This is a genomic window from Comamonas sp. 23, from assembly GCF_049601575.1.
In the GTDB taxonomy this organism is placed as follows: domain Bacteria; phylum Pseudomonadota; class Gammaproteobacteria; order Burkholderiales; family Burkholderiaceae_C; genus Comamonas; species Comamonas squillarum.
Genome location: NZ_CP187127.1, coordinates 3,963,650 through 3,975,871 on the forward strand (window position 1 = coordinate 3,963,650; position 12,222 = coordinate 3,975,871).

At 64.3% G+C, this 12,222-nt stretch carries 12 protein-coding genes; 2 read left to right on the plus strand and 10 right to left on the minus strand.

What is annotated here, in order from left to right; all coding sequences use genetic code 11:
* Position 1: 1 nt before the first annotated feature.
* The 6 genes from ACPEE1_RS17915 to moaE all read right to left on the minus strand — a co-directional run bounded on the left by ACPEE1_RS17915 (position 2) and on the right by moaE (position 7,612).
* Positions 2 to 1,222: a methyltransferase gene (locus ACPEE1_RS17915; RefSeq protein ID WP_423934221.1), complete on the minus strand. Its 1,221-nt coding sequence runs from the start codon at positions 1,220 to 1,222 to the stop codon at positions 2 to 4.
* A gap of 140 nt (positions 1,223 to 1,362) precedes the next feature.
* The gene (locus ACPEE1_RS17920) at positions 1,363 to 1,893 is read right to left on the minus strand and encodes a GNAT family N-acetyltransferase (RefSeq protein ID WP_021025922.1); all 531 of its coding nucleotides are present in this window, start codon (positions 1,891 to 1,893) and stop codon (positions 1,363 to 1,365) included.
* Between the two features lie 386 nt (positions 1,894 to 2,279).
* Positions 2,280 to 3,755: an aldehyde dehydrogenase family protein gene (locus tag ACPEE1_RS17925; protein WP_260719002.1), complete on the minus strand. Its 1,476-nt coding sequence runs from the start codon at positions 3,753 to 3,755 to the stop codon at positions 2,280 to 2,282.
* Positions 3,756 to 3,801: 46 nt separating this feature from the next.
* Positions 3,802 to 4,143, minus strand: a complete 342-nt coding sequence (locus ACPEE1_RS17930) for a hypothetical protein (RefSeq protein WP_182345145.1) — start codon at positions 4,141 to 4,143, stop codon at positions 3,802 to 3,804.
* A 150-nt stretch (positions 4,144 to 4,293) separates the two neighbouring features.
* On the minus strand, positions 4,294 to 6,900 hold the full coding sequence (gene clpB / locus ACPEE1_RS17935; RefSeq protein WP_116924789.1) for an ATP-dependent chaperone ClpB: 2,607 nt from the start codon (positions 6,898 to 6,900) through the stop codon (positions 4,294 to 4,296).
* A gap of 235 nt (positions 6,901 to 7,135) precedes the next feature.
* Entirely contained in the window at positions 7,136 to 7,612 is a 477-nt protein-coding gene (gene moaE / locus ACPEE1_RS17940) for a molybdopterin synthase catalytic subunit MoaE (protein WP_116924788.1), read from the minus strand.
* 199 nt (positions 7,613 to 7,811) lie between these two features.
* Here moaE and ACPEE1_RS17945 point away from each other — a divergent pair, with 199 nt between their 5' ends.
* Positions 7,812 to 8,063 (plus strand): hypothetical protein, encoded by a 252-nt coding sequence (locus ACPEE1_RS17945; protein WP_423934228.1) that lies wholly within the window; start codon positions 7,812 to 7,814, stop codon positions 8,061 to 8,063.
* Between the two features lie 26 nt (positions 8,064 to 8,089).
* Complete coding sequence (locus ACPEE1_RS17950; RefSeq protein WP_116924786.1) at positions 8,090 to 8,428, plus strand: hypothetical protein; 339 nt, start codon at positions 8,090 to 8,092, stop codon at positions 8,426 to 8,428.
* 6 nt (positions 8,429 to 8,434) lie between these two features.
* Here the strand turns inward: ACPEE1_RS17950 and ACPEE1_RS17955 are convergent, their stop codons facing one another.
* The 4 genes from ACPEE1_RS17955 to thrC all read right to left on the minus strand — a co-directional run bounded on the left by ACPEE1_RS17955 (position 8,435) and on the right by thrC (position 12,059).
* A complete protein-coding gene (locus ACPEE1_RS17955) occupies positions 8,435 to 8,695 on the minus strand; it encodes a MoaD/ThiS family protein (protein WP_409935135.1) in 261 nt (86 codons plus the stop codon).
* A 13-nt stretch (positions 8,696 to 8,708) separates the two neighbouring features.
* The gene (glp, locus tag ACPEE1_RS17960; RefSeq protein ID WP_116924924.1) at positions 8,709 to 9,941 is read right to left on the minus strand and encodes a gephyrin-like molybdotransferase Glp; all 1,233 of its coding nucleotides are present in this window, start codon (positions 9,939 to 9,941) and stop codon (positions 8,709 to 8,711) included.
* 60 nt (positions 9,942 to 10,001) lie between these two features.
* Positions 10,002 to 10,562 carry a molybdopterin-guanine dinucleotide biosynthesis protein B gene (gene mobB / locus ACPEE1_RS17965; RefSeq protein WP_116924923.1) on the minus strand — a complete coding sequence of 187 codons (561 nt, stop codon included), beginning with the start codon at positions 10,560 to 10,562 and terminating at the stop codon, positions 10,002 to 10,004.
* Between the two features lie 72 nt (positions 10,563 to 10,634).
* Positions 10,635 to 12,059: a threonine synthase gene (gene thrC, locus ACPEE1_RS17970; protein WP_182345142.1), complete on the minus strand. Its 1,425-nt coding sequence runs from the start codon at positions 12,057 to 12,059 to the stop codon at positions 10,635 to 10,637.
* Positions 12,060 to 12,222: the final 163 nt, after the last annotated feature.

A 12,222-nucleotide genomic window follows, 5' to 3' on the forward strand; every position in this document is an offset into this window, starting at 1 on the left:
ATCACCAGGCCACCTGCAGGCGCCACAGCGTGGTCATCTCGGCCGCGCGGGCCTGGTGCAGCGGGTTGGCCGCATCCTGGGCCTTGGCGTGGCGCGGGCGGATCTGGTTCTTGCCCACCACCTGCAAGCCGGCCTCGGCGATCCAGCTGAGCAGCTCCTCGCGGCTGCGCAGTCCCAGGTGCTCGGCAAAGTCGGACAGGATCAGCCAGGCCTCGCCACCGGGCACCAGGTGGGCGGGCACCCCGGCCAGAAAGCCGCGCAGCATGCGGCTGCCTTCGTCATACACGGCGCGCTCCACGGGCGCGCTGGGCTTGGCCGGCACCCAGGGCGGGTTGCAGACCACCAGCGCGGCCTTGCCCTCCGGGAACAGATCGGTCTGCGCCAGCTCCACGCGCTGGTCCACGCCCAGGCGCTGCAGGTTCTCCTTGGCACAGGCCAGGGCACGCGGGTCGGTATCGGTGGCCAGCACCTTCTGGATGCCGCGGCGCGCCAGCACCGCTGCGATCACGCCGGTACCGGTGCCGATGTCATAGGCCAACGACTGCTTGGCCAGCGCGGTGGGCAACGGTGCCTGGGCAATCAGGTCGACATACTCGCCGCGCACTGGCGAGAACACGCCGTAGTGCGGGTGGATGCGGTCATAGGCCTTGGGCGCAAGCTTGGCCAGCGCGGGAATTTCCACGCCTTTTTTGCGCCACTCATGCGCGCCCACCAGGGCCTGCAGCTCGCGCAGGGACACGACCTGGGGCAGGTCGCCTACGGGCTCGCCCCAGGCATCCACACAAGCGGCCTGCACCTGCGGCGCGCGACGCAGGCTGATTGCATACTGCGGGTCCAGCTCGATCAGCACCATCGATAGCACACGGGCGCGCTGCGCCTGCAGGTGGCGCTGCTGGTGGAAGGGCAAAGCCACTTGGGGGGTGGGCATGCCGGTGGCACTGGCTGCGGCAGGCTTTTTCTTGGCCTTGCGCTCGCCGGTCTTGTCCAGACGGCGGGCCAGCGACTGCAGCAGCATGCGGGCATTTTGAAAGTCACCGCGCCACAAGAGCGCCGAGCCCTCGCAGGCCAGACGGTAGGCCACATCGGCGGGCATGGTGTCATCGCCCAGCACCACACGGGCAGTAGGCCCAGTGCCGCGCTCGCAGCGCCAGCGGGCGCTGCGGGGCTCGCCGCCTTCCTCCCAGTGGATGGTGGGAAAACTCTCTGGCTGGGCAGTGGTCATACAAATGCTTTCTGGGGCAGAGCGGCGAGGCGCCAGCTGCCAAGGGGGAAAAAACAAAGAGGCCGTCCAAGACGGCCTCTTGAGACCAAGGCTGCCCCGCCCTGCCAACGCAGGGCCGGTGCATGCCCGGCCAGCAAGGATCAGCGGTTCATCAAGGAGCGCTGCATGCGCACTTCTTCGATCTTGATGGCACCCACCGTCGCCGTCTTGGCGGTCGACATCTCGCGCTTGAAACCGGCAGACTCGTGGAAACGCAGTGCGCGCTCATTGCGCAGCGGCACCCAGGCGGTCACCGAGGTGCAGCCTTCTTCGGACAGGCCATCACGCGCGGCATCCCACAGCGCCACGCCTACGCCCTGGTCCCAGTGGGTAGGCGCAGCATAGATCGCCCAGATCTCACCGGTCGTGGGGCGGGTCTTGGCATCGCGCGAGCGGTCAAAACCGATGAAACCGACGATCTTGTCGTTTTCAACGGCCACTTGCACCTGCGGCTCACAGTATTCGATGGCTTCGCGCCAGTAAGCCTGGCGCTTTTCGACGGAAGAGATGGACTTCAGTTGGTCATCGGGCAAAACACCGCGATAGCTCTCCACCGAAGCGGCGGCATGGATTTGGGCAATGGCTTTGGCATCACGGAGAGTTGCGGGACGAACCTGGATAGTTTCAGACATGGATAACCGAAAACAAAAATCAATGAATTAACCAAAAAGCACGTATATCTCGTCGTACACTGCGACCATCACGCCCGGCCGGGTGTCAAGTGGGGATGGAGCACCCTGAGGCTCAACATCCACCCACCTGCAACACACCATGGCTCACGCAGCATCAGCAGGCAACAAGGCACTGCTGAAGGCTTTTTTAAGGGCATATGGAAGAGTCAGCGCGTGAACAGCGCGCTAGAGAGTATGGTGCGCGAAAGCCCGCCATTGTCTCACTCCTGACATCATTTGGGTAGCCCCACAATAGGCTTGTAGGTCAATTTGTGCAGGGGTTTGCAAATGACTGCATTTGCGCTAGGCGTTTACCCGAAGTACACCCCTGCTTATAAATCAAGGTCTTAGCGCATGAAGCTGCGAGCCAACCACCGCATCAGCCCATCAAAGCGCCGGCCATAAGGCGGATAGAGCCAGGCCGCACCCGACCAGCTGCCTTGACGCAGCACAGGCTTGGCATGAGAAAAGCGCATGAATCCATGGTAGCCATGCAGTGCGCCCCATCCGCTCTTGCCCCAGCCACCAAACGGCAGGGCCCCATGGGCAAACTGCAGCAGGCAGTCATTCATGCACATGCCAGCAGCCCGCACGCGCTGCGCCACATCGCGGCCCTGGCGGCGGTCCTGGCCAAACCAGTACAGCGCCAGCGGTATCTCGCCGTGGTTGATGGCCGCAATCGCCTCCTCGCGGTCGTCGTACTGCAGCACCGGCAGCACCGGGCCAAAGATTTCCTCTTGCATCAGCTGCATCTGCGCGCCCACGCCCAGCACCAGCGCCGGCACCAGCTGGCGGCTGATGCCATCACCGATACGGCTTTGGGAGACCTCCGCGCCGCCGCCTTGCAGCCGAATCACCTGGGCGCCGGCCTGCTCGGCCTGGGCCAGCATGCCCAGCAGCCGGCTGGCATGGGCGGCATGGATGACCGAGGTGTAATCGGGGTTGCCCTGCAGCTGTGGGTACATGCGTTGCACGGCCTGGGTATAGGCCTCGACAAAGGCGGCAGCGCTGCTGCGTGGCAGCAGCACATAGTCGGGCGCAATGCAGGTCTGGCCCGCATTGAGCAGCTTGGCATGGGCAATCTTGCTGGCCGCGTCCTGGATATCGCAGCTTTGCTCCAGCAGGCAGGGCGATTTGCCGCCCAGCTCCAAGGTGGTGGGCACCAGCTGGTTGGCAGCGGCCAGCGCCACCTTGCGGCCAGTGGCGGCCGAGCCGGTGAACAGCAGGTGGTCCAGCGGCAAAGCCGCGAGCTCGGCCGAAGCGCCGGCGTCTCCCGCCAGCAGCGCCACCTCGTCATCTGCGAAATAGCTGGGCAGCAGCTGGGCGAGCAGCGCCATAGTCTGCGGGGTGTACTCGCTGGGTTTGATGATCACGCGGTTGCCCGCAGCCAGCGCGCTGACCAGCGGCCCCAAGGACAGCAGCAGGGGATAGTTCCAGGGAGCGATCACCCCGATGACGCCCAGCGGCATCGCCTGCACCCAGGCGCGCGCAGGCCACAAATGCCAGGGCGTGGCCTCAGGCCGGGGCGCTGCCCAGCGCCGCAGAGCGCCCAGCGCCTGGCGCAGCTGGCTGTGCAGCGGCAGCAATTCCGTCAAGGTCGTCACCCGCGCCGAGCGCTGGCCAAAATCGGCCTGCACGCTGGCGCACAGCCGCGCCTCGTTGTCCTGCAGCAGCTTTTGCAGCCGCAGCAAGCGCTCGCGCCGCAGCAGCAGCGGCGTATCGGCCTGCGCGCGGCTGGCCGCGCGCATGGCCTCAAAACGGCTGTGCAACTCGCTCACATCCATAGCATGGCCCCATAAAAAAACCCGGTCTGCATCAGGCACAACCGGGCTTTGTACACAAGGCAGGCCGCAGCCTGCATCAGGTCAGTCAGTGTTGTGAACGGATTTCACGAGGCTCCACGTCCGTCACATCGATCACGGAAGCACGCATGCCCGAGGGGCTGGCGGCCGATTCAGCAGCGCGTGCGCCCTTGTTGGCAGACCAGCGCGCCGTGCTGCGGTAGACCGTGGTCCAGCCCGACGCGGGGTTCATCTTGAACGCAAAAGGCGCCACAGGTTTGCCGGTAACTTTGGCCCAGAGCAGGCGCACAGCCCAGAGCATGGCAGCGATTGCGGCCACCACCATCAGGCTGACAAAAAACACCAGACCAGCCAGCACCATCGCAATTCGCAAAGTCCAGCTCACCACAGTTGCCAACAACTCGTTCAACGCACTTCCTTTCATCGCTGTATGACAGCGCTTGTTACCCATGTTATGCCGATGGCAGGCTTTTTCAAGCCCCTTGCACTGTCAACAAGCATATCGCAGCGTAAAGATGGTGGGTCATGCATGGTTATGCATGGCCCACCGCCAAGGGTACTACTGCACCTCGGCCTTGCCAAAATGGAACTCGCCCGGTGCCTGCACCGGATCCACTGTCACCGGGATACGGCTCTTGGGCGGGTAGACACCTTCAAGCAGCAAGCGCGACAGCGGGTTCTCGATGCGCTGCTGGATCGCCCGCTTGAGCGGCCGCGCACCAAACACCGGATCAAAGCCCACCTTGGCCAACTCGGCCATGGCCGCATCGGACACCTGCAGGTGCAGGTCCATCTTCGCCAAGCGATTTTCGAGCTGGTGCAGCTGAATGCGTGCAATCGACTCGATGTGCTGGGCATCCAGAGCGTGGAACACCACGGTTTCATCGATGCGGTTGAGGAACTCGGGCCGAAAATGGTTTTTCAGTTCCCCCCAGACCGCGTCTTTTACATCCTCATACGATTCGCCGACCATCGCCTGGATCAGTTGCGAGCCGATATTGCTGGTCATCACGATCACAGTGTTCTTGAAGTCCACCGTGCGCCCCTGGCCATCGGTCAGGCGACCGTCGTCGAGCACCTGCAGCAGGATGTTGAACACATCGGGGTGGGCCTTTTCCACCTCGTCGAGCAAGATCACGCTGTAGGGCTTGCGGCGCACGGCCTCGGTCAGGTAGCCACCCTCGTCATAGCCCACGTAGCCTGGAGGCGCACCAATGAGGCGCGAGACCGAGTGCTTCTCCATGAACTCGCTCATGTCGATGCGGATCAGGTGGTCTTCGCTGTCAAACAAAAAGCCCGCCAGCGCCTTGCACAGCTCGGTCTTGCCCACGCCCGTGGGGCCCAGGAACAGGAAGGAGCCGGTGGGCCGGTTCGGATCGGACAGGCCCGAGCGCGAGCGGCGGATGGCGTTGGACACAGCAGAGATCGCCTCATCCTGGCCGACCACACGCTCGTGGAGCTTGTCTTCCATGCGCAAGAGCTTGTCACGCTCGCCCTGCATCATCTTGGAGACCGGAATGCCCGTGGCGCGGCTGACCACCTCGGCAATCTCTTCGGCGCCCACTTGCGTGCGCAGCAGTTTGTGGCCCTTGTCCTTGGCCCCTTCGCTTTTCTCGTCGGCCTGCACTTCGGCCAGCTGCTTCTCCAGGGCGGGCAGCTTGCCGTACTGCAACTCGGCGACCTTGTTGAAGTCACCGCTGCGCGTGGCTTCCTGGATCTGGAAGCGCACCTGGTCGAGCTCCTTGCGCAGCTGCTCCGAGCCCATCGCGTCGGCCTTCTCGGCCTTCCAGATCTCTTCCATGTCGGCGTATTCACGCTCGATCTTGGACAGGTCCTCTTCGATCAGCGACAGGCGCTTTTGCGAGGCCTCGTCCTTTTCCTTCTTCATCGCCTCGCGCTCGATCTTGAGCTGGATCATGCGGCGCTCAAGCTTGTCCATCACCTCGGGCTTAGAGTCGATCTCAATCTTGATCTTGGCAGCCGCCTCGTCGATCAGGTCGATGGCCTTGTCAGGCAGGAAGCGGTCGGTGATATAGCGCGCCGACAGCTCGGCCGCAGCCACAATCGCCGGGTCGGTGATGTCCACGCCATGGTGGGCTTCGTACTTTTCCTGCAGGCCGCGCAGGATCGCAATGGTGTCTTCCACCGAGGGCTCGTTGACCAGCACCTTCTGGAAGCGCCGCTCCAGCGCCGCATCCTTTTCGATGTACTTGCGGTACTCGTCCAAGGTGGTCGCGCCAATGCAGTGCAGCTCGCCGCGCGACAGCGCGGGCTTGAGCATATTGCCCGCATCCATCGCGCCATCGGCCTTGCCAGCGCCGACCATGGTGTGGATTTCGTCAATGAAGAGGATCACCCGGCCCTCTTCCTGCGCCACTTCCTTGAGCACGGATTTGAGGCGCTCTTCAAAGTCTCCCCGGTACTTGGCACCAGCGAGCAGGCCGGCCATATCCAGCACCAGCACTTTCTTGTCGCGCAAGGTGTCGGGCACTTCGCCTGCGACGATACGCTGGGCCAGGCCTTCGACGATGGCTGTCTTGCCCACGCCAGGCTCACCGATCAGCACAGGGTTGTTCTTGCTGCGGCGCTGCAGCACCTGGATGGTGCGGCGGATCTCGTCATCGCGGCCAATGACCGGGTCGAGCTTGCCCAGCTTGGCGCGCTCGGTCAGGTCCAGCGTGTATTTCTTCAAGGCTTCGCGCTGGCTTTCGCCGTCAGCGCTGTCCATGGATTGGCCGCCGCGCACGGCGTCAATCGCCGCCTCCAGCGCCTTGCGGCTGAGGCCACCCTCTTTGACGATACGGCCGGCCTCACCTTTGTCATCGGTGAGGGCGAGCAAGAACAGCTCGCTGGCATAGAACTGGTCGCCGCGCTTGATGGCTTCCTTCTCGGTGGCCTGCAGCATGCGCTGCAGATCGGGCCCCACCGTCACCTGGTCCTGGCCTTGCACCTGCGGCAGGCGCTTGATCGCGTGTTCTGCCGCCGTGCTCATCGCCGTGGCATTGGCGCCTGCGCGCGCCAGCAGCGATTTGGGGCCATCGGGCTGGCGCAGCATGGCTGCCAGCACATGGACCGGGTCGATATAGGCGTTGTCATTGCCCAGGGCCAACGATTGGGCGTCGGCCAGCGCTTCTTGAAATTTGGTTGTCAGTTTGTCGATTCGCATGAATGTTCCCCACTCAACAATTGTTACTGGGGAATATTTTGCGCTGGACGCCGTATTTTCAAGAACCTCGCCGCACATATAGCTTCTGTCGGCCCACGTCGCCAAGTGCTGTGCGCCGCCTCCTACGCCCTGCGGACATCGCAGCGAGGCGGCCACGCTCCCCGCACCCATTGCAGCAGCTATAGGGCTGAGAAAGCTTGCGCCCGGTCAATGCCGCTGCAATGGGGCCCGTTTTTTAGCTCTGGTGCTGGGGCAGGCCCCAGCGCGCCATCGCCGCTTCGTCGCTGACGCGGGCATCGACCCAGCGCGCGCCTTGGGGCGTGTCTTCTTTCTTCCAGAATGGCGCTTCGGTCTTGAGGTAGTCCATCAAGAACTCGCAGGCCTGGAAGCTCTCGCCCCGGTGCGCCGAGGAGACGGCGACCAGCACAATCTGGTCGCCAGGCGCGAGCAGCCCCACGCGGTGGATGATGCGGGCGCCAAAAATGTCAAAACGCTGGCTGGCGGCCTCAACCATCTGGGCGATCGATTTTTCCGTCATGCCCGGGTAGTGCTCCAGCTCCATCGTCGCCACCTCGCTGCCCGCATTGCGGTCGCGCACCGTGCCGACAAAGCTGCAGACCGCGCCGATGCGGCCATCGGCGGCGCGCAGCAGGCGCAGCTCCTCGCTCACATCAAAGTCAGCGGTCTGGACGGCGATATGGGTGTGCAGCATGGCGGTATCTCGGCGAAAAAAGCATCAAGGCCGAAGCCTAGCATGCCCACCGGGCCCTGCCACAAACCATGGCAGGCCACCCCAGCTTCGCGATTGCGGCACACTGGTGGCCCTCTGCAAGCTTTGGGCTGCTGGAATGCCCACGCTCCACCGGCTGCCCGCACGCTTGCAGGACCTGTTTTCTCTTTGGATGCTTTCCATGCCCAGTCAGACCCTGAATGCCCACGGCTTCCTGCTCTACCCCAATCCGCGCAACCAGCACCGCATTGTGTTTGAGCACCACGTGTTCGTGCCCTACCCTTACGCGATCATCGACATCCCGGCGATGGGCCTGGTCGGCAAGACCAGCGTTTATGCCGCCTGCCGCGAGAGCGACCGGAAAATGGGCCAGGTCGTGACCTTTGAGTTGGAAGAAGATGTGGCCCGCTTTGAAAAGCGCTTTGCGCCCTGAACGCGCACCTCACCTGATGGATACCCATGCAAGACGGCAGCCAAATCTTTGTCCCTGATTCCTTCATCGCCCTGTTCCAGGGCCGCAACCAGCGCCTGCGCCAGCCGCTCGCTGACATCGCCCAGCGCTATGAGCTGTGCGAAGACCTGGCGCAGATGCTGGTCGAGCAGGCGCAGATCCTCTACCACCAAAGTGCGCCCTCCGAGAGCGCCATCCTGCAGACCATCTACAGCGGCCTGCAGGCGCCAGACGCGGGCGTCAGCGCGGAGGAAGCGCGCTGGGTGGTGCTGCGCCTGGCCGAACTGCTGGAATGGAAAGCGCCCGAGCTACTGCTGCCCAACCCCGCAGAAGATGGCGCTGCTTAAGGATTCCTAACCGCCAGTCACCGGCGGAAAAAACGCCACCTCGGCCCCCGCCTCCAGCACCGCGCTGTCGTCGCTGAGCACCTGGTTGACGGCGGTGCGCACCGCGCGCCCCCGCGCCAGGCAGCTGGCATAGGGCTCGCCGCGCGCGAGCAGGGCCTCGCGCAGCTCTGCGACGGTGCCGGCCTCGGTGGCAAAGGCCTCGCTGCCGCTACCAATGGCCTCGCGGATACTTGCAAAATAGCGCAGTTGCAAAGTCTTCATCGTCATCTCCTCGCCCTCCTCAGCCCAGCAGCTGGGCAAAGGGCACAAAGCGCACGGTATCGCCCTGCGCAATGGTCTGGCCGGGCGGGTTGTCGACCAGGCCATCGGCCCAGACGGCCGAGGTCAGCACGCCCGAGCCCTGATTGGCAAAACGGTCCAGCCCGCCTTGCGCATTGACGCGCACGCGCAAGAATTCGCGGCGCTTGTCGGCTCGCGGCCAGTCAAAATCGGCACGCATATCGATCGCCTGCGGCGCCAGCGCCTGCACGCCTTGCAGCCGCAGGAGAAAAGGCCGCACCAAAAGCGCAAAGGTCACAAAGCTGGACACCGGATTGCCTGGCAGGCCGATGAAATGGGCCTGGCCCACGCGCCCATAGGCAAAGGGCTTGCCCGGCTTGACGGCAATCGCCCACAGGTCAAGCCTGCCCAAGGCCTGCACGGCCGCCTTGACGTGGTCTTCCTCACCCACCGACACACCACCACTCGTCAGTACCAGGTCGCTGTGCTGCGCGGCGGTCTGCAGCGCAGCGACGGTGGCCTCGTAGCTGTCGGGCACGATGCCCAGGTCGCGTACCTCGCAGCCCAGGCGCTGGAGCATGGCGCGCAAAAAGAAGCGGTTGCTGTTGTAGATGCTGCCCAAGGGCAGGTCCTGGGGCGCCACGTCGCCGGGCATGACCAGCTCGTCACCGGTGGAGAACAAGGCCACGCGCGGGCGCCGGGCCAGTGGCAGGCGGGCGCAGCCCATGCTGGCAGCCAGGCCCAGCTCGGCCGGGCCCAGGCGCGTGCCGGCCGCCAACACCGTGCTGCCCAACTGCATGTCTTCGCCGCTTTTGCGGATGTTCTGCCCGGCTTGGACGGCCGTGTTGATCTGCACCCGGCCATCGTCCAGCACGGTGCATTCTTCCTGCATCACCACCGCATCGGCGCCCGCAGGCACCGCTGCCCCGGTAAAGATGCGGGCGGCGGTGCCGGCAGCTAGCGGCTCGCCGATGCTGCCCGCTGGAATGCGCTGGCTAACCGGCAGGGCCAGTGCGGGCCCGCTCAGGTCGGCCGCGCGCAGCGCATAACCGTCCATCGCGCTGTTGTCGAAAGGCGGCACCTGCAAGGCAGCGACCAGGTCCTGCGCCAGCACGCGGCCGTCAGCATCAAAGGTGTCCAGCAGCTCATGGCCCGCCAGCGGCTGGGCATGGGCCAGCAGCTCGGCCAGGGCGGCATCGAGGGATTTCAGGGGGGGACGGGGCTGGCTGTTCATCTCAATCATTCCTTCGGTTATCGGCCGCCTGCAATCGGGCCGACCATCGCAACGGCCCGCTCACCCGGCGGTATCGGTTGCAAATACACAAGGCGGGGTATAGGCAAAGCGGGCGCTGTGCACCAGCAGCCACTGCGCCACGGCAGCGGGTGCATCGCGGGGCAGCTGCGGCAGGGCGGTGGCGGGCAGCAGCTGGCGGGCGGGTGACAGCACCACGGCCTGCACGGCCGCATCCTGCGGATAAAGCGGTGCCTTGCCGTTGGCCTCTGGCGCATTGGCCAGCACCTCCAGCTTGGGCAGGTCGCAGTCCTTGAAGCCCTCCACCAGCACCCAGTCCACCCGGCTGTCGAGCTGGGCGATCAGCGCATGCACATCGGGCTCCTGCGTCTTTGGCAGCTCGCGCATCAGCACCACGCGCTGGTCGGAGGCAGCCAGCACCTCAAAGGCGCCGGCCTGGCGGTGGCGCCAGGTGTCCTTGCCAGGGGTGTCGATGTCAAAGCGGTGATGGGTATGCTTGATGACCGACACCTGCTGGCCGCGCGCGATCAGCACGGGGATGACCTGCTCGATCAAGGTCGTCTTGCCACTGCCCGAATAGCCTGCAAAACACACGACCTGCATACCCGCCTCCTTGATGATTCCACGGCCCGCCAAGGCACCCAGACACGCGGCGGTAGCGGCAGCTTAGCCGGCTCAGCGGCAGTGGTCCTTGATATAGGTCTTGACCTGGTCCACATCGGCGGGCATCACCACCACACGCTTGGGCAGGTCTTCGATGCCGTCAAACTTGGCCGGGCGCTCGGGTGTGCGGCCCAGCGCCTCTTCAATGGTGGCGGCAAACTTGATCGGCAAGGCCGTCTCCAGCACGATCATCGGCTCGGCACCCAGGTGCTCGCGTGCCACCTTCACGCCATCGGCGGTATGGGTGTCGATCATCTGGCCCAGGCGCAGGAAGGTGTCCTGGATCGTGGCCAGGCGGTCGGCATGCGTGCTCTTGCCGCTGACAAAGCCGTAGCGGCCGGCCGCATCCTGGAAGGCCGGATCAGCCTGCAGGTCAAAGCGGCCCTCTTGGGCCACGCCTTGCGCAAACAGCTGTTGCAGGCGGGCGCCATCGCGGCCGACCAGGTCGAACACAAAGCGCTCGAAGTTGCTGGCCTTGGAGATGTCCATCGAGGGGCTCGAGGTCTCGAAGGTGTGGGCAGCGCCGCGCACCTGATAGACACCGGTGCGGAAGAATTCGTCCAGCACATCGTTTTCGTTGGTTGCCACCACCAGCTTGGCAATCGGCAGGCCCATCTGGCGCGCCACATGGCCGGCGCAGACATTGCCGAAGTTGCCGCTGGGCACCGTGAAGCTCACCTTCTCGCTGTTCTGGCTGGTGGCCTGCAGGTAGCCGGCAAAGTAGTAGACCACCTGGGCCAGCAGACGGGCCCAGTTGATGGAGTTGACGGTGCCGATCTTGTACTGCGCCTTGAAGGCGTGGTCATTGCTGACCGCCTTGACGATGTCCTGGCAGTCGTCAAACACGCCTTCGATGGCGATGTTGTGGATGTTCTCGTCTTGCAGGCTGAACATCTGCGCCTGCTGGAAGGGGCTCATACGGCCGTGCGGGCTGGTCATGAACACACGCACACCCTTTTTGCCGCGCATCGCGTATTCGGCCGCGCTGCCGGTGTCGCCGCTGGTGGCACCCAGAATATTGAGCTCTTCGCCGCGGCGCGCCAGTTCGTACTCGAACAGGTTGCCCAGCAGCTGCATCGCCATGTCCTTGAAGGCCAAGGTGGGACCATTGGAGAGCGCCTCGATCATCAGCGGGCCTTCGAGCTGGCGCACTGGAACAATCGCCGCCGTGCCGAACACCGCCTCGGTGTAGGTCTTGTTGCACAGCGCGCGCAGGTCCTCGGCGGGGATGTCGTCGATGTACAGCGACAGGATCTCGAACGCCAGCGCGGCATAGCCCTTGCTCTTGAGCGTCTCGCGCAGCGCCGTCAGCTTGGCATCGTCAATCTGCGGGTACTGCACCGGCATGTACAGACCGCCATCGGGCGCCAGGCCCTCGAGCAAAATGTCGCAAAAACGTTTTTGTTCGGCATGGCCGCGCGTGGAGAGATACAGCATGGAGGGTGCGAAATAAGTGGACACAGCCCGCGCACGGGCAAGGAGCAACTGCTTATTATCCTGCAGTCGCCAGTACTGGCACAGCTTGCGCAGGAATGTGGGGCGCAGCAGCCAGCAGCAGCGGCCAGGCTGCGACACCGATGGCAGCCGCTGGCATAAAAAA